Raw genomic sequence first — 20,270 nt, 5'->3', positions numbered from 1 at the left:
GGCACCGTGGCACGCCGCCGTGCCGCGAGCTGTGTTGCCCACCGGCGGGCCGTTCCGCACCCTGTGCTCCATGGCCCGTTGCGAGGTTTGCGGAAACGACTACGAGTTGAGCTTCGAGGTGCACGCCCAGGGGGTGGTGCACGTCTTCGACAGCTTCGAGTGCGCGATCCACCGGATGGCGCCGATCTGCGAGCACTGCCGCGTGCAGATCGTCGGCCACGGGGTGGCGGTCGACGGCCGCTTCTACTGCTGCGCGCACTGCGCCAAGGCGGAGGGCGCGGCCGGCATCGTCGACCGGGTCGGAACGGCGGCGCCCGCCTAGGCTCCGCACCCGCCCAGGCCCCGCACCCACCGAGGCGCCCTCCTCGCCCCTGCGCGCGCCGGCGCGGTCGCCCCCGCGCCGTCGCCCAGCCGCGTCCCGCCGGCCGCCGGCCGCGCCGGGGTCGCCGCCGCCCGCCGTCCCACCCGGCCACCGGCCCCCCGCCGCCGAGTTGTACGGTCAAGGGGCGACTGCACCAGGTGACGGCCGACGACGGCCAGAAGAAGGCGGCGAGGCGGACACGTGGCAGCACCCATCGAGGACTACGCGATCATCGGGGACCTCCAGACCGCCGCACTCGTCGGCCGGGACGGCTCGATCGACTGGCTGTGCCTGCCCCGCTTCGACTCGGCGGCCTGCTTCGCCGCGCTGCTCGGCGACCGCGACAACGGCCGCTGGCGGATAGCCCCGGTCAACTCCTCGCACTGCGCCACCCGTTCCTACCGCGGCGACACCCTGGTCCTCGACACGGTGTGGGAGACCCCGAACGGCACCGTGAAGGTCACCGACTTCATGCCGCAGCGCGACAAGGCGCCCGACGTGATCCGCGTCGTGGAGGGCATATCCGGCGAGGTCGCCATGCACGCCGAACTGGTGCTGCGCTTCGACTACGGCAACGTGGTGCCCTGGATGCGCCGCATCGACGGCCACCGCGTGGCCACCGCCGGCCCCGACTCCGTATGGCTGCGCAGCACTCCCAACGTGCCGATGTACGGCAAGGACATGCGCACCTACGCCGACTTCACCGTCTCCGCGGGCGAGCGGGTCGGCTTCGTGCTCACCTGGAACGCCTCGCACGCCCGGCACCTGCGCAAGGTCGACCCGTTCGCGGCCCTCGACAACTGCCTCAAGGACTGGGAGTCCTGGTCCTCGCAGTGCCGCTACGAAGGCCCCTGGCGCGACGCCGTCCTGCGCTCCCTGATCACCCTCAAGGCGCTCACCTACGCCCCCAGCGGCGGCATAGCGGCCGCCGCGACCACCTCGCTGCCCGAGGAGATCGGCGGCGTCCGCAACTGGGACTACCGCTACTGCTGGCTGCGCGACGCGGCCCTGACCCTCAACGCGCTCATCGCCGGCGGCTACCTGGACGAGGCGCACGCCTGGCGGGACTGGCTGCTGCGCGCGGTCGCCGGCGACCCCGCCGACCTCCAGATCATGTACGGCATCGCGGGCGAGCGCCGGCTGCCGGAGTACGAAGTGCCCTGGCTGGCCGGCTACCAGGGCTCGGCCCCGGTCCGGATCGGCAACGCCGCCGCCGGACAGCTCCAACTCGACGTCTACGGCGAGGTGATGGACTCCCTCTTCCTCGCCGGCGAGCGCGGCCTGGCCGCCGAGTCGCACGCCTGGAACCTCCAGCGCTCCCTGATGGACTTCCTGGAGTCCAAGTGGCGCGAACCCGACGAGGGCCTGTGGGAGGTACGCGGCCCGCGCCGGCACTTCGTGCACTCCAAGGTGATGGCCTGGGTCGCCGCCGACCGCGCGGTGCGCACCATGGAGGCCCAGCCCAAACTGCGCGGCAACGTGGACAGCTGGCGGGCCATGCGCGCCCAGGTGCACGCCGAGGTATGCGCGAAGGGCTACGACGCCGACCGCAACACCTTCACCCAGTCCTACGGCTCGCGGGAACTGGACGCGGCCACCCTGCTGATCCCGCAGGTCGGCTTCCTGCCGCCGGACGACCCCCGGGTGGTCGGCACGGTGGAGGCGGTCCGCGCCGAGCTGGACCTCGGCGGCTTCGTCCGCCGCTACAGCCCGGAGGCCGCCGGGGTGGACGGCCTGCCCGGCACCGAGGGCGCCTTCCTGGCCTGCTCGTTCTGGATGGTGGACGCCCTGCACACCACCGGGCGGCCGCAGGAGGCGAAGGACCTGTTCGAGAAGCTGCTCTCGCTGCGCAACGACGTCGGGCTGCTCGCCGAGGAGTGGGACCCGGTCGCGGGGCGGCAGTTGGGCAACTTCCCGCAGGCGTTCAGCCACATCGGCCTGGTCAACAGCGCGCTGGCGCTGACCGGCCGCCGGGCGGACACCACCGCCTGACCGAAGGGGCGCCGGAGCGGCATCCCAGGGGTAGGCTCGGCCGCCGTGACGGGGATGTGGGTGGGACTGTGGTGGGCCGCCGACCTGGGCGTGATGACGTGGCTGATGGTTCGCTGGGCCGTCCGCGGGCAGCGGGCCCGGCGGAGGTTCATGGTCGAGTACCCGGAGAAGTACGCCGCCATGAACCGCAAGGAGCAGTCGTGGGCCGGCCCCGAGTCCTCCCGCTACATGCTCTGGATGGCGCTGGCGTTCACGGCCGCGGTGGTGCTGGTCGGGCCGATCGGCAACATGGCGATCGTCGGACGGCTGTGAGCGCGTCAGCTCACCCGGCGGGCCCGGTGGCGCACCGCGCGCAGCCGGGCTTCGGCGGGCAGCTCTTCCAGCCCGGCTGAGGTGCGGGCCCGCTCCAGCACCGAGGAGTCCAGCCCCGCCACGACCTCCTTCGGGTTGGCGTGCGGCTCCAGTCCGAGCACCAGCCGCGCCGAGGGGTTGCCGCGCTTGCCCACCAGCCGGGCGCCGGACCACGCCACCCCGTCGTACGCCTCCGCCTCCGAGCGCAGCACGTCCTCCACCGCCCGGCCGCGCAGCAGCGCGCCCTGGCCGTCGCCGCTGTCCACCCGGACCTGCCGCACCCGCCGCCTGCGCGCCTGCGCGAACAGCCACCACAGGCCGATCAGCAGCAGGACCGCGAGCACCGCGATCACCACCGGCCACCACCAGCCGTCCGACCGGTAACGGGTCCGGTCGTGCGTGCTGAGCAGCACGTCCTTCGGCCCGCTCCACGGCCACCAGTGCGGCATCGTGAAGTTCCAGTGCTTCTCCAGGTTCAGGCCGCCGACCAGGACCGACAGGCCGACCACCAGCAGCAGCAGACCGAGCAGGCCGAGCATGACCCGGTTGAGTGTGGTGCGCATGCGCCCTCTCCTCACGCCTTCTTGTCGGCCCGCTGGACGTGCACGCGCATCCCGAGCGCCTTGGCGAGCCCGAGCTGCCCGGCCGCCGTGTCCAGAGCGGCGGTCAGATCGCGCCGTACGTCGTCCAGTTCGCGGAAGTGCGAGGTGGCGCGCGCCTTGACCTTGCGGCGGCTCACCTTCACCCGTGACCAGCGCACTCCGGCGACCTCCATCGCCCGGTCGCGCAGCACCAGTTCGGCCGCGTGCCGGTCGAGCCCCGCGCGCACGCCCTGCGAGCCGCGGCGCGCCATCGGCAGCACCCCGCGCTCGCCCGGGGTGGCCGCGAGCAGCAGCAGCCACAGGCCGACCACGGCGGCCACCGCGGCGCCGACGATGATCCACACGTTGTCCAGGTGACGGGTGGCCAGTTCGCGCGCCAGCGTCTTGCGCCAGGCCATCGCCTTGCGGTCGGTGCGCACCGCGGCGATGTCGTAGAGGAACAGGCCGGTCAGCGCGGTGCAGAGGGCGGCGGTGATGGCCGCGGGGACACGGCGGCCGGACCAGAAGCGCTTGGCACGCACCGCGCCGGGTTCACCGGCCGCCGGGGCGTACTGGATCGCGCCGGTGTCCGGCTCGGGCTCGCGCGTGTCGAGGGTGGGCAGCTTGACGGTCGGCTCGGGTTCGTCGGACCGGCCGAAGCCGCCGTCCGAGCCGCCACGGTACGACGGGCCGGAGCCGCTGTCCGGGCCGGGGCCGTAGGACGGGCCGCCGCCCTCGCCGCCGGGGCCGCGACCGCCGTCCGCTCCGTCGGCGTCGCCGTGCCGGTCCGCGGGCCGGTCGGGGCCGGAGCCGTAGTCGCTCACCTCACCCTCCCTTCGTCCTTGCGGCGGCCGGCGGCCGAGTGCAGGCGTTCGACCTCGACCGCCACCTCGGGTACCGCCATGCCGGTCAGCTCCTCGACCCTGCCGGTCACATGGCGCCGCACGTTGCCGCAGACCGCGCCGATGTCGGTGGGATAGCCGAGTTCGAGGGCCAGCCGCAGCCGGGCGGTCTCCTTGCGCACCGACACGGTGGCGTGCGGCCGCGCGATGTCGGGCACCAGGTCGCCGCCGGGTGCGCCGACGAGCGCCTCACCGGCCGCCTGCGCGGCGATCTTCGCGATCACCCGGTCCGCGATCCGCAGCGCGCCGCGCTCCGCGGCCGGCATCCGGGCGGGTACGGCTCCCGCCATCAGCGCCGCCGGTCACGGTCGCGGTCACGTGTCCTGAAGAACTCGCCCGGTTCGATGTCACCGTCCAGGAACTTGCCCGCCACGAATCCGACCACTCCGAGCGCCGCCACCAGCAGGAATGCCCCGAACCCGCCGAACCATCCGGCGAATCCGAGCGCCATTCCCACGGCCAGGCCGATCACCGCCATACTCATTCCGCGCTCTCCGTCCCCTCAGCCATGACCGCCTCCGCCTGTGCTGGAACCGGGTCCGTCCCTGCGGGCCCGCTACTGGACCCGCTGCTCGCGATCGTCGTCATCGTCCTCGTCGGGCAACTTCACGTCGCCGACGGCGACATTGACCTCGACGACCTCGAGGCCGGTCATCCGCTCGACCGCCGCGATCACGTTCTCCCGTACGGCGCGGGCGACTTCGACGATCGACACGCCGTATTCGACCACGATGTCGAGGTCGAGCGCGGTCTGCACCTCGCCGACCTCGGCCTTGACCCCGCGCGACACCGAACGGCCGCCGCCGGGCACCCGGTCGCGTACCGCGCCGAACGTGCGGGACAGGCCGGTGCCCATCGCGTGCACGCCCAGGACGTCGCGAGCGGCGAGGCCGGCGATCTTCTCGACCACGCCGTCGGCGATCGTGGTACGCCCTCGGGTGGCGGGGTCTCCAAGCGCCTTGCGGCCGCCCGAACTTCCCTTGTCCAGTGTCCTGCCCTCGGACAGCGAGGAGCCGTTCGGCTCCGGGGTGCCTTGCTGTGCGGTGTCGGTCATCGCGAGTCGTCCCTCCGTCTGGGCTGCTCCGTGCTCCACACTATGTGCGCATGCCCCCTTACGCGTGGGGGATGCGGCGAGTGGGTTGTCGCCGACCCCCCATCCGAGTGGTCGGCCCGCGGGAGGCGAGGCGTGGTGTCCATGGACCGGCTGGCTCGAACGGTACGGGAGCAGGTCGCGCTGGGTCGGCTGCTGCCGCTCGGCGGGCCCGAGGACGCGGCGTGGATCACCGAGCGGACGGCCGTGGCGGCTCTGCGGACGGTCTGCGCGGCGCTGCCGGGAGTACGGCTCGGCCGGGTGGACGTCCTGCCGGCCGCGGACGGCGACGGCGGCCCCGACCAGCCGGACCTGCCCGCGGCCGCCCCGCTCGGCGCGCTGCCGCACCGACCGCTGCGGATCAAGGCCGGGTTCGAGGCCGTGGTGGGCGAGCCGCTGCCGGTCATGGCCGAGCGGCTGCGGACCGCGCTGTTCGCCGCCGCGGGCGAGGACGGGTTGGGGTTGCCGGTGCGGGTCGTGGACCTCGCCGTCACCGGGCTGATCGACGATCCCGAGGCGCCGTCCGCCGCGGTCGGGTCCGGCCGCGGCCGGACGGAGTTGGAGGGTGACAGCGCGGACGACGAGGAGAGCGGGCAGAGCGGCGTCCAGGGCACCGCGGAAGCGGCGCGGGCCGCGGAGGCCGCGGTGCGGGCGGTGCCGGGGGTTGCCCGCCTGACGCGGCGGCTGACCGGGCGGGGCGGGGTGCGTGTCCGCGACACCGAGGCGCCGGCCGGGCCGGCCCGGCACGTTCAGCTCCAGATCGCCACGGCGCGGTCCTTCCGGCCGCTCGCCGTCGCCCGCGAAGCCGCCACCGCGGCCACCACCGCCACCACCCCGGGCGCCCCCGGCCCCGTCTCCACAGCCGTCATCATCACCGACATCACGTAAACGGTGCCCCTGGTGGTGTGCGGCTCCTTTCGCGGAACGCACCCACCCAGGGGCGCGAGGAACGGCGCGAGCGACCCCTCACCGGCAGGTGGTCGCTCAGCCGACAGGACCGGGGCACCCGGGGGTTCAGTCACCCGCCCCGGCGAGGTCGCGGAGGCGGCGCCCTTGAGCCGCGCGCTCGGCCGCGCGCTGGGCGGCCTCCGGCTCGCTCAGCGCGGAACGCAACAACGCCTTGGTCTCGATCACCGCGTCCCGCGGCGCCGCCAACACCGCCGCGACCAGATCCGCCACCGTCCCGTCCAGCTCCGCCGCGGGCACCGCCACGTTCGCGAGCCCACACCGCGCGGCCTCCTCGGCGCGCACGAACCGCCCGGTCAGACAGATCTCGATGGCCCGCCCGTACCCGACCAGCTGGACCAGCGGCTTCGTGCCGGTGAGGTCGGGCACCAGCCCGAGCGAGGTCTCCCGCATGGCGAACTGCACGTCATCCGCGCAGACCCGCATGTCGCAGGCGAGGGCGAGCTGGAAACCGGCGCCGATCGCATGCCCCTGAACAGCGGCGACCGTGACGAGATCGGCGCGCCGCCACCAGGTGAACGCCTCCTGGAACCCCGCGACGGCCTCGTCGAGCTGCTGCTCGGTGCCGCGCGCGAGGTCGAGGAAGGACGGCTCGCCGTCGAAGCCCTCCAGGGTGAACGCGCGCCGGTCGAGTCCGGCGGAGAAGGACACGCCCTCGCCACGCAGTACCGCGACCCGTACGCTCCCCGGCAGCAGCCGGCCCGCCTCGGCCAGGGCCCGCCAGAGGGCGGGCGTCTGGGCGTTGCGCTTGGCCGGGTTGCAGAGGGTGATGTGTGCGACGGCGCCGTCCAGGGTGAGCCGGACTCCGTCGCGTTCGAGCAGGACGTGGGCATCGGGCATCGGGCACCTCCGAGCGGACCGCTGACATGATTACCGAAGGGTAACCACTCGGTCGGCTCGCCGGACGGACGGGTGCCCGTTCATGCCCCGGGGCGATGGGGGACGCTGCTCGCGTCCGCTCCGCCCCCGCCCGCGGGAATTCCCCGCGGGGATCAGGCCGCGGTGGCCTTCTTGCCCCGCGTGGCGCCGCCGCGACCGCGCAGGGCCACGCCCGACTCGCTCAGCATCCGGTGCACGAACCCGTAGGAACGGCCGGTCTCCTCGGCCAGGGCTCGAATACTCGCACCGGAGTCGTACTTCTTCTTCAGGTCTGCCGCGAGCTTCTCGCGCGCGGCGCCGGTCACCCGGCTGCCCTTCTTCAGAGTCTCGGCCACCCGTGCCTCCTCCAGGGAAGTGCGCTATGGACTCTCATGATCACCCCTAACCACGTTCCTGGCCACCCATTCGACAAGGTCCATCCCCGTACATTCAGCGTCTGAATGCCCTGATAGCCCCGGCAGAACCCGGTGCGCGCGCTATTTCCGGGTCGCCAATTCCGTACCGAGATCACAGCCTCGGGAATACCGGCAGGTCAGCCGGGTCCGTAAGGAGTTTCCCGACGTCACGGCACTGAACGCCGGGCCGGGCCGGCCGTCGGCCGGGGCGAGGGGACGGTACGAGACCGACTCATACAGATGAAGGATCAACGATGGGCCGAATGATCGATTCGGCATGATCATCCGGCCCAACGGCGCAGTACGGGGCCGCGTCGCCCCGCGGCCGGCTCAGGCCAGCGCGACCAGGTCGGCGTACTCCTGGCTCCACAGGTCCTCGACCCCGTCGGGCAGCATGATGATCCGCTCGGGTTCGAGCGCGTGGACCGCGCCCTCGTCGTGGGTGACCAGCACGACCGCGCCGGAGAAGGTGTGCAGCGCGCCCAGGATCTCCTCGCGGCTGGCCGGGTCGAGGTTGTTGGTGGGCTCGTCGAGCAGCAGGACGTTCGCGCTGGAGACGACGAGCGCGGCCAGCGCCAGCCGGGTCTTCTCGCCGCCGGACAGCACCCGGGCGGGCTTGTCCACGTCGTCGCCGGAGAAGAGGAAGGAGCCGAGGATCTTGCGGATCTCGACCAGGTCGGTGTCGGGCGCCGAGGACCGCATGTTCTCCAGCACGGTGCGGTCCGGGTCGAGGGTCTCGTGCTCCTGGGCGTAGTAGCCGAGCTTGAGGCCGTGGCCGGGGGTGACGTCGCCGGTGTCGGGTTTCTCCACACCGGCCAGCAGCCGCAGCAGGGTGGTCTTGCCGGCGCCGTTCAGCCCGAGGATGACCACCCGCGATCCGCGGTCGATGGCCAGGTCGACGTCGGTGAAGATCTCCAGCGAGCCGTAGGACTTGGACAGCCCGGCGGCCATCAGCGGGGTCTTGCCGCACGGCGCGGGGTCGGGGAAGCGCAGTTTCGCGACCTTGTCGGCCTGCCGGACCTCTTCCAGGCCGGAGAGCAGCTTCTCCGCGCGGCGCGCCATGTTCTGCGCGGCGACGGTCTTGGTGGCCTTGGCGCGCATCTTGTCGGCCTGTGAATTCAGCGCGGCCGCCTTCTTCTCGGCATTCGCGCGCTCGCGGTGGCGGCGCTTCTCGTCGGCTTCGCGCTGCTGCTGGTAGAGCTTCCAGCCCATGTTGTAGACGTCGATACGGGAGCGGTTGGCGTCGAGATAGAAGACCTTGTTGACGACGGTCTCGATGAGGTCCGCGTCGTGGGAGATGACGATGAATCCGCCGCGGTAGGTCCTGAGGTAGTCCCGTAGCCAGGTGATGGAGTCGGCGTCGAGGTGGTTGGTGGGCTCGTCGAGCAGGAGCGTGTCCGCGTCGGAGAAGAGGATGCGGGCCAGCTCCACCCGGCGCCGCTGACCGCCGGACAGGGTGCGCAGCGGCTGGCCGAGCACCCGGTCGGGCAAGCCCAGCGCGGCGGCGATGGTGGCGGCCTCGGCCTCGGCGGCGTATCCGCCCTTGGTGAGGAATTCGGTTTCCAGCCGCGCGTATTTCTTCATCGCGTTCTCGCGGGTGGCGCCTTTCCCGCTGGCCATCCGCTCCTCGTTCTCGCGCATTTTGCGCAGCACGACGTCGAGGCCGCGGGCGGACAGCACCCGGTCGCTGGCGAGGATGTCGAGGTCGCCGCTGCGCGGGTCCTGCGGGAGGTAGCCGACCTCGCCGGAGTTGGTGACGCTTCCGGCGGCGGGCTGGCCCTCGCCGGCCAGCACCTTGGTGAGGGTGGTCTTGCCCGCGCCGTTCCGGCCGACCAGGCCGATGCGGTCGCCCTTGGCGACGCGGAAGGAGGCGGACTCGATGAGGACGCGGGCGCCGGCGCGCAACTCGATGCCGGTGGCAGTGATCACGTGGAAAAGCTCCAGAGCGATGGGCGCCGCGAGGGGCGGCAGCGGAGGACGAGATACCCGGGGCGCGGCGGCGCGAAGGCGTCGGAAGCCGGCCCGCGGACGGCGGTCGGAGCGGGCGTCGGAACCGATGGGCCCGGACGGATGGGTCAGGACCGATGGGTCAGGACCGATGGGTCGACGCCGCGGCTGGTCGACGCGGCTAATCGAGGAGCAGAACTGCCATGGGTCCATTCTACGGGTGCTCCGCAACCGCTTTTCCCGGCTCCGCGCCCGCCGCGCCGCTCCCGCGCGGCCACCTCGCACATCGCCCGTGATCGAACGTGTGCCAGTGCGCGGCACTGGCCGGCGTCAGGAAGGGAGACCCCTCATGGCGGACCGGCTCAGCGTGTACCCCGCCCTGCGGTACCAGGACGCGAAGGGCGCCATCGCCCTGCTGATCGCCGGCGACGCGGAGGGGAACCTGTGGTGCTTCGGCACCTACGCCCCCGAACTCCCCTCGCCCTGACGCCTGTTCCCCTCACGACTCCCCGGTGTGCACCTGGAACGCGGCCTTGCGCACCGCCTTGGCGAGTGCGGGGTCGGGGTGCGCGGCGGCGAGCGCGACCAGGACCTGCACGGTGCGCGGGTGGCCGGCCAGCCGGACCTCCTGGAGCAGCCCGGGCACCGAGCCCTGTACGGCCGTCTCCAGATGGCTGACGAGCAGGTGGTCGTCGCCGTGGTCGGCGACCGCGGCCGCGGTGTCCACCCACAGCCAGGTGGCCTCCTCGCGGGTCAGCAGCGCGGTCGCGGTGTCCGGGTCGCCGCCGTCCAACTCCGCGAGCCACAGCACCGCGTAGGGGCGCAGCGTCGGCTCGTTGACGACCGCGCGCACCGCCGCCTCGGCCGGGTCGCCGACCACCCGCAGCGCCTCGAAGGCCAGCCCGCGCAGCAGCGCGTCCTCGCCGCGGGCGGTCTCCAGCAGTTCGGCGACGGCCGGCGCGACCGGGCGGGCGGCCAGCCAGGCGCGGTACTCGGTGCGGGCCGGCCCCGGGGAGAGCCGGGCGCAGGCGCGCAGCATCGTGTCGGCGGACTGCTCCATGTTCCCGGCCGGGCCCTGGGCGGCCACGCAGATCTGCTCCAGCTTGACCCACACCGCCCAGCTGCCGAGCGGGGTCAGCGCCGCCTCGTCGGGGCGCTTCGGGTCGCGCGGGCGCAGCGCCCCCACGTCGGTGGCGGCGTCCAGCACCCACTCCAGCAGTGCGGGCAGCGGGTCGCCCGCGGCGGGCGGTTCGTGCCGCTCGGTGCGCAGTTCGGCGACGCGCTGCCGCAGCAGGTCCAGCAGGGTGTCGAGCGGCACCGGGCCCTGCGACAGGTGCAGGAAGGAGAGCAACTGGGGTGCGGCCTCGATGACTTCGGCGACCAGCGCGGGGTCGGCGCCGAGCGAGCCGCCACCGGTGCCGGTGCCGGCCGTGCCGCCGGTGCCTTCCGTGCCGTTCGACCCCGCCCCGCCGCCCGCCTCCGTGTCGGGCGGCGGGAGGAACGGGTGGGCGAGCGACCACGCGTCGAACAGCGCGACCCAGCCGCGCAGGACCGCGGTGTCGTCGGTGTCCCAGGCCCGCAGCCGCCAGCCGGGACGGGCGGCGCCGCGGTGCAGTTCGATCAGGCCGGAGAGCCGGGCCCGGTCCCAGGCGGCACGGATCTGGCCGGGCGTCAGGCCGAGGACCGCGGCGGCCTCGCGCACGGTGGCGTCCGGCAGTATCCCGGTCGGTCCCGCGGTGCCGGGGCCGGTGCCGGCCCAGCGTGCGAGGCGTACGGCGGCGGCGAGTTCGGTCCTGGCGAAGCGGGCGAGTTCGGGGATCGAGGGGGTGCCCTCGGGGGGGCGCGCCGGTCGCGACCTGCGCGTCGTGGCGGTCCTGCGGGCCGCGGTGAGCGGCCGGCGGGGGACGAGGCGGAGCGGAGTGTCTCGCGGGATACGGGACGTCACCTGATCAGTCTCGCCGCTCGGCGCCCATAATCCCAAACCCGACTGTGAACGCGCTCACATGAGCGGGGTGAGAAAGCGGCGCAGCGTCTCCTCGTAGACCGCCGGGTCGGCGTTCCACATCGCGGTGTGCGCGGCCCCCGGCACCGGGTGCAGGGCCACCTTGCCGGGGTAGCGGTCGGCGAGCGCCCGGGACGCGGACCAGGGCGCGAAGGTGTCGTCGGGGCCGTGCACGATCAGCGTCGGTACGGTGAGCCCGGCCGGCACGGCCGGTTCCGCGGCCGCCTCCGTATGCCGCGTGCCGCGCAGCCCCGTACGGCCCTCCGCGGCGCGCACGGCGAGCGGGGTCAGCACGCGGGGCAGGCGGCGCGAGCGCACCGCGGCGGTGACCGTGGCGCGCCAGTCGAGCACCGGCGAGTCGAGGACCAGGCCGACGACCTTGCCGGCCACCGGCGAGCGGTGCAGGGCGCGCAGCGCCATCGCGGCGCCGCTCGACCAGCCGTAGAGCACCAGTCCCCGGGCGCCGTGCTCCACCGCGAACCGCATCGCCGCGTCCAGGTCGCGCCACTCGGTGGCGCCGAGGTGCCCGATGCGGTCCGGGGACGCGGGGGCGCCGGGGTCGTTGCGGTACGACGGGACCAGGACCGGCAGCCGGAAGCGGTGCAGGGCGGGCAGCACGGACAGGGCCTGCTCGCGGGTGGCGCCGACGCCGTGCACCGCGATCACCCAGGTGGAGCGGGCGCCGGGCAGGTACCAGGCCGGCATCGGGCCCAGCTCCCCCGGGACCTGCGGCTCCGCGAAGTCCAACCCGCGCGCGCCGCGCGGGTCGCCGGTGTACGCCTGCGGGGTCATCCGGACGAACGCGCCCGCGGCCAGCGAGCCCTTGTCCACGCGGGTCAGGGTGCGGGTGACGGAGTGGCCGCGGTCGCCGACCGCGACCACCGGTCCGACGGTGGCGTGCACGCCCGCGCCGGTCAGGCCGTACACGCCCGGGCGCTCCGAGGCGGGGGTGCGGGTCAGGACGACCTCGTCCGGGGTCACGCTGCGTACCGTGATCAGGCTTTCCGGGGCGGGGCCCGCGACCGCCGGGTTCAGGGCGAACCCGGAGCCGTACCGGCCCGCCGCCAATGCGGCTGCGCCGGCACCCACCACCGTTGTGGCCGCCGCGGCCACCGCGTATCGAAGGCGCATCGCCCCCAGTCTCAGCCCCCCGCGGTCGGGGCGCCACCGGACCCACCCGGGTGCCCCCGTCCCGTCCGGCCCGGGACCACCCCTCGGTGGGTGCTTCTCCCGGCTACGCGCCGCTGCGGTCCCGCTCTCCTCCCCGACCACCGGCCGTGGGCGGGCTTGTCGCGCAGTTCCCCGCGCCCTTGGGGGCTGCCCCTTGCGGTCGTGCCTTCACCACCGGCCGGTGGCCGGTTGCCCGCGCAGTTCCCCGCGCCCCTGGGGGGCTGCCCCTTGCGGACGTGCCCTCACCACCGGCCGGTGGCCGGTCCATGGAGGGTGAGCGTCCTTCCGGGGAAGGGGCCGCAGGTGCTCGGGGGGAGAACGGCGCGGGGGCCCTTCGAGGAGGGGGTCCCGGGGGTCAGGGCTGACCGTAGCCCGTGAACTTGGTGGCCGCGGCGGAGAGTTCGGCGGGGGAAAGGGTCGCGGGGGTGCCGCCGGTGGAGGCGGCGGCGAGCCACACCCGGCACATCCACTCCAGCTGCGCCCCGCGGTCGTACGCGCGGTCGAGGGTGTCGCCGAGACTGATCATCCCGTGGTTGCGCATGATGCAGGCCCCGCGGTCGCCGCGCAGCGCGTGGAGAACGGCGTCGGCCAGCTCGGGAGTGCCGTAGAGGGCGTAGTCCGCAACCCGCACCGGCCCCCCGAGCTCCGCGGCCATGTAGTGGATCGCCGGCAGCTCGGCGACCAGCGTGGAGACCGCGGTGGCGTGCGGCGCGTGCGTGTGCACGATCGCCCGCGCGGAGGTGCCGCGGTAGACCGCGAGGTGCAGCGGGAGTTCGCTGGTGGGCCGGAGCAGCCCGCGCACCTGCCGCCCGGTGGCGAGGTCGACGCCGACCACGTCGTCGGGGCCGAGCCGGTGGTAGGGCACACCGGTCGGGGTGACGAGCACCAGGTCGTCGCCGACGAGGGCGGAGACGTTGCCGGAGGTGCCGACCACCAGGCCGTCGGCGACGGTGCGGCGGGCCGCGTCGACCACGTCCGACCAGGTCTTCTGTTCCGCGTTGTGCACAGGGTGCCCCTTACTGCCGTTGGTGCCGCGCATGACGGTTCGAGGGTGCCGCGGACCGTTGCCGAGCCCCCCGGACCGGCAGTAGCGTCCCCACACCACCCACGGCGTGCCCGGGCGGCGCGCCGGGCACACGTGAGCCGACACGGAATCACGGAATCGCGGGAACCTCATGGGCACGGTCAACGGCGGCATCTCGTTCTGGTACGCGGACACGGGCGTTCCGGTGCCGCGCGAGCCGCTTCCCGGCGACGCGGACGCCGACGTGGTGATCGTGGGCGGCGGCTACACCGGGCTGTGGACGGCCTACTACCTGAAGCAGGCGGCGCCCTCCTTGCGGATCACCGTGCTGGAGGCCCGGTTCTGCGGGTACGGCGCCTCGGGCCGCAACGGCGGGTGGCTCTACAACGGCGTGGCGGGCCGGGACCGCTACGCGGCGCTGCACGGCCACCAGGCCGCGCTGTCGCTCCAGCAGGCGATGAACGACACCGTCGGCGAGGTGGTCCGGGTCGCCGGGCGGGAGGGGATCGAGGCCGACATCCACCACGGTGGAGTGCTCGAAGTGGCCTACTCCCCCGCCCAGTCGGCGCGTCTGAAGGCGTACCACGAGGCGGAGGTCTCGTTCGGGGAGAAGGACCGGCTGCTGCTGGGGGCGGCCGGGACGGCAGAGCGGGTGCGGGTGGCCGGCGCGGTCGGCGGCACCTGGACCCCGTACGGCGCGCGGGTGCACCCGGCGAAGCTGGTGCGGGGGCTGGCCGCCGTGGTGGAGCGGCTGGGCGTGACCGTGCACGAGGGCACCGCGGTGACCGCGATCCACCCGGGGCGGGTGGCCACCCCGTACGGGACGGTCCGGGCGCGGTACGTGCTGCGCTGCACCGAGGGCTTCACCGCGGGCCTGCGCGGGCAGCGGCGGACCTGGCTGCCGATGAACTCCTCGATGATCGCGACCGAGCCGCTGCCCGAGCCGGTGTGGGCGACGATCGGCTGGGAGGGCCGGGAGGTGCTCGGCGACATGGCGCACGCGTACGTGTACGCGCAGCGCACCGCCGACGGCCGGATCGCGCTGGGCGGGCGCGGGGTGCCGTACCGGTTCGGGTCGCGGACCGACACCGACGGGAGCACGTCGGCGGCGACGGTGGCGGCGCTGCGGGAGATCCTGGTCCGGATGTTCCCGGCGGCGGCCGGGGTCGCGGTCGATCACGCCTGGTCGGGCGTGCTGGGGGTGCCGCGGGACTGGTGCGCGAGCGTGCACCTGGACCGTACGACGGGGACCGGCTGGGCGGGTGGGTACGTCGGCAGCGGGGTGGCGACGTCGAACCTGGCCGCGCGCACCCTGCGGGACCTGGTGCTGCTGGACTGCGGGCAGGGCGGGCCCACCGGGCTGACCGCGCTGCCGTGGGTGGGGCACCGGGTGCGGCGCTGGGAGCCGGAGCCGCTCAGATGGGCGGCGGTGCGCGGGATCTACGCGGCCTACCGTGGTGCGGACCGGCGCGAGGCGCGGGGGCGCAGCACCGCCACGGACCCGGTGGCGCGCTGGGCGGACCGGCTGTCCGGGCACTGATCGAGGCTCGCTTCGCTGCGGTAAGGGATCGCGGGACGAGCTGGGGTGAAGCTGTGCGTATCTGCGCCGACCCCTTCCCGATCCCCCTCCGTTCACCGATGATTCATGTCGGCACCGCGAGTCCGCCGTGAGTTCACCTTCCGTTCATGAATGATCCGTACGTTCGCCTCGCCCCTGCCCGACCGAACGATTGCTGGGCCCATGGAACACATCACGCTCCTGATCGGACTCGTGATCGCCACCGCTCTCGTCTTCGACTTCACCAACGGCTTCCACGACACCGCCAACGCGATGGCCACCACCATCTCGACCGGTGCGCTCGGCCCCCGCGTCGCGGTGGGAATGTCAGCCGTACTCAACCTGGTCGGCGCCTTCCTGTCGGTGGAGGTCGCCAAGACGATCTCCGGCGGGATCGTCGACGAGTCGGCCGGAATCAGACCCGCGATGATCTTCGCCGCACTGGTCGGCGCGATCGTGTGGAACCTGGTGACCTGGCTGGCCGGGCTCCCCTCCAGCTCCTCGCACGCCCTCTTCGGCGGACTGATCGGCGCCACCCTCGTCTCGGTCGGCGCCCACGGCGTCAATGGTGACGCGGTCGTCACCAAGGTGATCATCCCGGCGGTCGCCGCGCCCATCGTGGCCGGACTCGCCTCGATGCTCGCCACCCGGCTCACCTACCGGCTCGGCCGTAACGCCGATCCCGCGGCCACCTCGCGCGGCTACCGGGCCGGGCAGATCGCCTCCGCCGGGCTCGTCTCGCTCGCGCACGGCACCAACGACGCCCAGAAGACCATGGGCGTCATCACCCTCGCGCTCATCGCCGGCGGCTCGCTGGCCCCCGGCTCCAACCCGCCGCTGTGGGTCATCTGCTCGGCCGGCACCGCCATAGCGCTCGGCACCTACATCGGCGGCTGGCGGATCATCCGCACCGTCGGCCGCGGCATCACCGACATCCAGCCGCAGCAGGGTTTCGCGGCGCAGACCGGCGCCGCGGCGACCATCCTCGCCTCCTCCCACCTGGGCTTCGCGCTGTCCACCACCCAGGTCTGCACCGGGTCGGTGCTGGGCGCCGGGCTCGGCCGCACCGGGGCGGTGGTCCGCTGGGGCACCGCCGGGCGGATGGTCGCCGCCTGGGGGCTGACCCTGCCGGCGGCCGGCCTGGTCGCGGGCGGCGCCGCCTACCTCGCCGACCGCGGCACCTGGGGTGTCACCACGGTCGGGGTGCTCGGCCTCGCGGTGTGCGTGGCGGTCCGGACGGCGGCCCGCCGCAAGCCGGTCACCCACGCGAACGTCAACGAGCCCGTGGGTGCGGTGGCCGCGACGCAGGAGACCGCGGCCGCGGAGGCGCCCGCCCCCATATCCGCCCCGGCCGTACCGGCCGTCCAGATCGTCCCGGTGACCGTCGCCGACACCACGGCGGCTCCCACCGTTCCCGCGCCTCCCGCGCACACCCCCTCCCCCGACGTGCCGCCCGCCGGCCCGGTGATCCCCGCCGTCGTGCCGCCTGCCGCCTCCACTCCCACCACGGTCTGAAAGGGCACGTCATGAGCATCGACTGGCACGCGCTCGGCACGGTCTTCGCCGTCACCCTCCTCTCCACGGTCGGCCTCGTGGGCGTCTTCACGCTCGGAATCGTCGGGTTGTCCCGGCGGGGCGGTACCGGCGGCACCGCGGTGCTCACCCGCACCGGTGCGTATGTCTGTTTCGCCGCATGTGCTGCCGCCGTCGCCTACGGAATCCACCTCATCGCCGGGTAGCCCTGCGGGGGCCGCGCCTTACGTGAGCGCGGCTCCCTCCCCGGGCGCCCCCGGGCCCTGCCCCTTTCGGTCGACGTTCCTCTCGCGGTGCGCGGTGGCTCGTCGGCAAGTGCCCCGCGCCCCTGGGTGGGTGCGGCTGCTTTCGCGAAAAGAGGGTCACCAACCAGGGGGCGCGGTAAACGGCACGTTCAGCAGGCCGCCGGCCCCCCGGCCGGGAACGAGACGGGCACCACAGTGGCGCACGCCCGAAGGGGCGCGGGGAACGGCGCTCCCCCGGCGCTTCGCCTGGGCGGGGGTGCCCCCGGCGGAGCCAGGGGGAGTACCCCCGTTCGCCCACCACCGGGAGGTGGTCCCAGAATCCGCAGGCCGGGGGCACCCCGGGGGGTCGGTTGACGGGCTTTCCGCGGGCGTGGTGAACTGCCGGGAGCCATACGGCGGCAGGAGAGGAAGTCGGTGCGAATCCGACGCGGTCCCGCCACTGTCACCGGGGAGTGCACTCCCGACCCTGTAGGTCACGGCCGGTTCGCCCGGCTGGAAGGCCCGGGAGTGCGTAGATCCGGGAGCCAGGAGACTCTCACCGCCGGTCACGTCGAGCCAGGGCGCGGACCCTGAGTGAGGACTTCGCGATGCCCTGCACGCAGGCCGCCGGCCGTTCGGCCGCCGAGATGACCCGGACATGACCCGTGCCGACCGCGCCTTCGCGTACGGCGCCGCGCTCGGCTTCCTCGGCGACCTCCTGATCGGCGACCCGCGCCGCGGCCACCCGGTGGCCGGGTTCGGGCGGGCCGCGGGGGCCCTGGAGAAGCGGCTGTGGCGCGACGACCGGGGCACCGGAACCGCGTACGCGGCGCTGTGCGTCGGCGGCGCCGTGGCCGCCGCCGCGCTGACGGAGCGGGCGGTGCGCGGCCGCCCGGCGCTGTCCGTCGCGCTGACCGCCGCCACCACCTGGTCCGTACTCGGCGGCACCTCGCTCGCACGGGAGGCCCGCACCATCGGCGCGGCGCTGGAGGCGAGGGACGTGGCCGCCGCCCGCGCCCGGCTGCCGCACCTGTGCGGGCGGGACCCGGCCGGGCTGGACGCCGACGCGATCGCCCGCGCCGTGGTGGAGTCGGTCGCGGAGAACACCTCGGACGCGGTGGTCGGCGCGCTCGTGTGGGGCGGCCTGGCCGGTGTGCCCGGGCTGGTCGGCTTCCGCGCCGCCAACACCCTGGACGCGATGGTCGGCCACCGCTCCCCGCGCCACCTGCGGTTCGGGTGGGCCGCCGCGCGGCTGGACGACGCCGTCGGCTACCCGGGCGCCCGGCTCACCGCCGGGCTCGCCGCGCTGGCCGGACCGTATCCGCGGACCGCGCTGGCCACCGCAAGGCGGGACGGGCCGCGCCACCCCTCGCCCAACGCGGGCCCGGTCGAGGCCGCGTTCGCGGGGGCGCTGCGGCTGCGGCTGGGCGGCACCCTGTCGTACGGCGGCCGCACCGAGCACCGCCCGGTGCTGGGCGCCGGGTTCCGCCCGCCCGCGCCGGCCGACATCCGGCGCGCGGTCCGCCTCTCCCGCCGGGTCGGCGCGCTGGCGCTGGGCGCGTCGGTGCTGCTGTCGGCGGCACGCGGAGCCCGGCGGGCGGCGCCCGCGGCCACGACCGAGGGAGGCACGGCGTGAAGGGGCTACTGGTCGCCGGGACCGGCTCGGACACCGGCAAGAGCGTGGTGACCGCCGGGATCTGCCGGTGGCTGACCCGGCGGGGCCTGCGGGTCGCGCCGTTCAAGGGCCAGAACATGTCGCTCAACTCGTACGTCACCCGGGAGGGCGCCGAGATCGGCCGGGCGCAGGCGATGCAGGCGCAGGCCGCCCGGGTGGAGCCGTCGGCGCTGATGAACCCGGTGCTGCTCAAACCCGGCGGCGACCACAGCAGCCAGGTGGTGGTGCTGGGCAAGCCGGTCGGCGAGCTGAGCGCCCGCGGCTACCACGGCGGCCGGCAGGCCGAGTTGCTGGGCACCGTGGTGGAGTGCCTGGAGGAGCTGGGCCGCGGCCATGACGCCGTGATCTGCGAGGGCGCGGGCAGCCCCGCCGAGATCAACCTGCGCCGCACCGACATCGTCAACATGGCCGTGGCCAGGAGCGCCGGGCTGCCGGTGATGGTGGTCGGCGACATCGACCGCGGCGGCGTCTTCGCGTCGTTCTACGGCACGACGGCGCTGCTCGCACCGGAGGACCAGCGGCTGGTCGCGGGGTACCTGGTGAACAAGTTCCGCGGCGACGTGTCCCTGCTCCAGCCGGGCCTGGACATGCTGCGCGGCCTCACCGGCCGCCCCACCCTCGGCGTGCTCCCCTTCGCCCACGGCCTGGGCATCGACGAGGAGGACGGGCTGCGGGTGTCGCTGCGCGGCGCCGTGCGCGAGTCCGCGGTCGAAGCGCCGTACGGCGACGAGGTGCTGCGGGTGGCGGTGGCCGCGCTCCCGCTGATGTCGAACTTCACCGACCTCGACGCGCTCGCCGCCGAGCCCGGTGTGGTGGTGCGGTTCGTGGACCGCCCGGACGAACTCGCCGACGCCGACCTGGTGGTGCTGCCCGGCACCCGCGGCACCGTCCGCGCGCTGGCCTGGCTGCGCGAGCGCGGCCTGGCCGACGCGGTCCGCCGGCGTGCCGCCGAGGGCCGCCCCGTGCTCGGCATCTGCGGCGGCTTCCAACTCCTCGCCGAACGCATCGAGGACGACGTGGAGTCGAAGGCCGGCACGGTCGCGGGCCTCGGCCTGCTGCCGGTCCGGGTCCGCTTCGCCCGCGAGAAGACCCTCGCCCGCCCGGAGGGCACGCAGTACGGCGAGCCGGTGCGCGGCTACGAGATCCACCACGGGGTGGCCGAACTCCTGGGCGGCGACGAGCCGTTCCTCGACGGCTGCCGGGTCGGCGCGGTGTGGGGCACGCACTGGCACGGCTCGCTGGAGAGCGACGGCTTCCGGCGGGCGTTCCTCACGCGGGTGGCCGCCGCGGCCGGGCGGCGGTTCGCGCCGGCCCCGGACACCCGCTTCGAGGCGCTGCGGGAGGGCCAGTTGGAGCGGCTGGCCGATCTGATCGAGGAGCACGCCGACACCGGCGCGCTGCTGCGGCTGATCGAACAGGGTCCGCCGGACGGCCTGCCGTTCCTGCCGCCGGGGGCGCCGTGACCGCGTTCACCCCCGCCCGTGCGGGAAGCGGAGAGCCCGAACGGCGGGGCGGTTCGCCGCGCCCGGATCACCCCCGCGGCAGCGGAGACCACGCGTCACAGCAGGGTGGGTGCGAGTCCACCTCCGACCGATCGAACGTCTTCTCACTCGAAGGAGT

21 protein-coding genes and 1 riboswitch are annotated in these 20,270 nt (G+C 74.4%); of the genes, 10 read left to right on the top strand and 11 right to left on the bottom strand.

Features of this window, described 5'->3' with window-relative positions; translation table 11 throughout:
* The first annotated feature begins 70 nt into the window (after window positions 1-70).
* The 3 genes from AB0399_RS21830 to AB0399_RS21820 all read left to right on the top strand — a co-directional run bounded on the left by AB0399_RS21830 (window position 71) and on the right by AB0399_RS21820 (window position 2,665).
* Window positions 71-322: a hypothetical protein gene (locus tag AB0399_RS21830; RefSeq protein ID WP_328462599.1), complete on the top strand. Its 252-nt coding sequence runs from the start codon at window positions 71-73 to the stop codon at window positions 320-322.
* 240 nt (window positions 323-562) lie between these two features.
* Window positions 563-2,353 (top strand): glycoside hydrolase family 15 protein, encoded by a 1,791-nt coding sequence (locus tag AB0399_RS21825; protein WP_366412470.1) that lies wholly within the window; start codon window positions 563-565, stop codon window positions 2,351-2,353.
* A 45-nt stretch (window positions 2,354-2,398) separates the two neighbouring features.
* Window positions 2,399-2,665 carry a hypothetical protein gene (locus AB0399_RS21820; protein ID WP_366412469.1) on the top strand — a complete coding sequence of 89 codons (267 nt, stop codon included), beginning with the start codon at window positions 2,399-2,401 and terminating at the stop codon, window positions 2,663-2,665.
* A 5-nt stretch (window positions 2,666-2,670) separates the two neighbouring features.
* Here AB0399_RS21820 and amaP read toward each other — a convergent pair whose 3' ends face one another.
* From amaP to AB0399_RS21795, 5 genes are all read right to left on the bottom strand, one after another.
* On the bottom strand, window positions 2,671-3,267 hold the full coding sequence (gene amaP, locus AB0399_RS21815) for an alkaline shock response membrane anchor protein AmaP (protein WP_328462603.1): 597 nt from the start codon (window positions 3,265-3,267) through the stop codon (window positions 2,671-2,673).
* A gap of 11 nt (window positions 3,268-3,278) precedes the next feature.
* Window positions 3,279-4,109 (bottom strand): DUF6286 domain-containing protein, encoded by an 831-nt coding sequence (locus AB0399_RS21810; RefSeq protein WP_366412468.1) that lies wholly within the window; start codon window positions 4,107-4,109, stop codon window positions 3,279-3,281.
* The gene (locus AB0399_RS21805) at window positions 4,106-4,477 is read right to left on the bottom strand and encodes an Asp23/Gls24 family envelope stress response protein (RefSeq protein ID WP_329370720.1); all 372 of its coding nucleotides are present in this window, start codon (window positions 4,475-4,477) and stop codon (window positions 4,106-4,108) included. Before AB0399_RS21805 ends, AB0399_RS21810 begins: the two co-directional genes overlap by 4 nt.
* The gene (locus tag AB0399_RS21800) at window positions 4,477-4,671 is read right to left on the bottom strand and encodes a hypothetical protein (RefSeq protein ID WP_328462609.1); all 195 of its coding nucleotides are present in this window, start codon (window positions 4,669-4,671) and stop codon (window positions 4,477-4,479) included. The genes AB0399_RS21805 and AB0399_RS21800 overlap by 1 nt, the downstream gene beginning before the upstream one ends.
* Window positions 4,672-4,743: 72 nt before the next feature.
* Window positions 4,744-5,241 (bottom strand): Asp23/Gls24 family envelope stress response protein, encoded by a 498-nt coding sequence (locus AB0399_RS21795; RefSeq protein ID WP_329370717.1) that lies wholly within the window; start codon window positions 5,239-5,241, stop codon window positions 4,744-4,746.
* Between the two features lie 132 nt (window positions 5,242-5,373).
* Here AB0399_RS21795 and AB0399_RS21790 point away from each other — a divergent pair, with 132 nt between their 5' ends.
* Window positions 5,374-6,165, top strand: a complete 792-nt coding sequence (locus AB0399_RS21790; protein WP_366412467.1) for a nucleopolyhedrovirus P10 family protein — start codon at window positions 5,374-5,376, stop codon at window positions 6,163-6,165.
* Window positions 6,166-6,291: 126 nt separating this feature from the next.
* Here AB0399_RS21790 and AB0399_RS21785 read toward each other — a convergent pair whose 3' ends face one another.
* The 3 genes from AB0399_RS21785 to AB0399_RS21775 form a co-directional block, all read right to left on the bottom strand.
* Window positions 6,292-7,083 carry an enoyl-CoA hydratase/isomerase family protein gene (locus AB0399_RS21785; protein ID WP_366412466.1) on the bottom strand — a complete coding sequence of 264 codons (792 nt, stop codon included), beginning with the start codon at window positions 7,081-7,083 and terminating at the stop codon, window positions 6,292-6,294.
* 152 nt (window positions 7,084-7,235) lie between these two features.
* Complete coding sequence (locus AB0399_RS21780; protein ID WP_202232978.1) at window positions 7,236-7,457, bottom strand: helix-turn-helix domain-containing protein; 222 nt, start codon at window positions 7,455-7,457, stop codon at window positions 7,236-7,238.
* A gap of 390 nt (window positions 7,458-7,847) precedes the next feature.
* The gene (locus AB0399_RS21775) at window positions 7,848-9,446 is read right to left on the bottom strand and encodes an ABC-F family ATP-binding cassette domain-containing protein (RefSeq protein ID WP_328462619.1); all 1,599 of its coding nucleotides are present in this window, start codon (window positions 9,444-9,446) and stop codon (window positions 7,848-7,850) included.
* 367 nt (window positions 9,447-9,813) lie between these two features.
* Here AB0399_RS21775 and AB0399_RS21770 point away from each other — a divergent pair, with 367 nt between their 5' ends.
* Entirely contained in the window at window positions 9,814-9,951 is a 138-nt protein-coding gene (locus AB0399_RS21770) for a hypothetical protein (protein WP_366412465.1), read from the top strand.
* 12 nt (window positions 9,952-9,963) lie between these two features.
* On the opposite strand, the gene AB0399_RS21765 is transcribed toward AB0399_RS21770, so the two are convergent.
* The 3 genes from AB0399_RS21765 to AB0399_RS21755 all read right to left on the bottom strand — a co-directional run bounded on the left by AB0399_RS21765 (window position 9,964) and on the right by AB0399_RS21755 (window position 13,642).
* A complete protein-coding gene (locus AB0399_RS21765; RefSeq protein WP_366412464.1) occupies window positions 9,964-11,409 on the bottom strand; it encodes a hypothetical protein in 1,446 nt (481 codons plus the stop codon).
* A gap of 54 nt (window positions 11,410-11,463) precedes the next feature.
* Window positions 11,464-12,597, bottom strand: coding sequence for a hypothetical protein (locus AB0399_RS21760; protein WP_366412463.1), 1,134 nt, complete (start codon window positions 12,595-12,597; stop codon window positions 11,464-11,466).
* Between the two features lie 394 nt (window positions 12,598-12,991).
* Window positions 12,992-13,642: a class II aldolase/adducin family protein gene (locus AB0399_RS21755; RefSeq protein ID WP_329370707.1), complete on the bottom strand. Its 651-nt coding sequence runs from the start codon at window positions 13,640-13,642 to the stop codon at window positions 12,992-12,994.
* 169 nt (window positions 13,643-13,811) lie between these two features.
* Here AB0399_RS21755 and AB0399_RS21750 point away from each other — a divergent pair, with 169 nt between their 5' ends.
* From AB0399_RS21750 to AB0399_RS21730, 5 genes are all read left to right on the top strand, one after another.
* The gene (locus AB0399_RS21750) at window positions 13,812-15,200 is read left to right on the top strand and encodes an FAD-dependent oxidoreductase (RefSeq protein WP_366412462.1); all 1,389 of its coding nucleotides are present in this window, start codon (window positions 13,812-13,814) and stop codon (window positions 15,198-15,200) included.
* A gap of 201 nt (window positions 15,201-15,401) precedes the next feature.
* Window positions 15,402-16,733, top strand: coding sequence for an inorganic phosphate transporter (locus tag AB0399_RS21745; RefSeq protein WP_329370702.1), 1,332 nt, complete (start codon window positions 15,402-15,404; stop codon window positions 16,731-16,733).
* Window positions 16,734-16,744: 11 nt separating this feature from the next.
* Entirely contained in the window at window positions 16,745-16,957 is a 213-nt protein-coding gene (locus AB0399_RS21740) for a hypothetical protein (protein ID WP_328462631.1), read from the top strand.
* Between the two features lie 442 nt (window positions 16,958-17,399).
* Window positions 17,400-17,531: riboswitch (cobalamin riboswitch) on the top strand.
* Window positions 17,532-17,633: 102 nt separating this feature from the next.
* Complete coding sequence (locus AB0399_RS21735) at window positions 17,634-18,611, top strand: cobalamin biosynthesis protein (RefSeq protein WP_366412461.1); 978 nt, start codon at window positions 17,634-17,636, stop codon at window positions 18,609-18,611.
* Window positions 18,608-20,113, top strand: a complete 1,506-nt coding sequence (locus AB0399_RS21730; RefSeq protein ID WP_329370697.1) for a cobyric acid synthase — start codon at window positions 18,608-18,610, stop codon at window positions 20,111-20,113. Before AB0399_RS21735 ends, AB0399_RS21730 begins: the two co-directional genes overlap by 4 nt.
* Window positions 20,114-20,270: the final 157 nt, after the last annotated feature.

This window comes from Streptomyces sp. NPDC088194 (genome assembly GCF_040702025.1).
Classification (GTDB): Bacteria; Actinomycetota; Actinomycetes; order Streptomycetales; family Streptomycetaceae; genus Actinacidiphila.
This window is presented reverse-complemented; position numbering and strand designations above follow the sequence as displayed.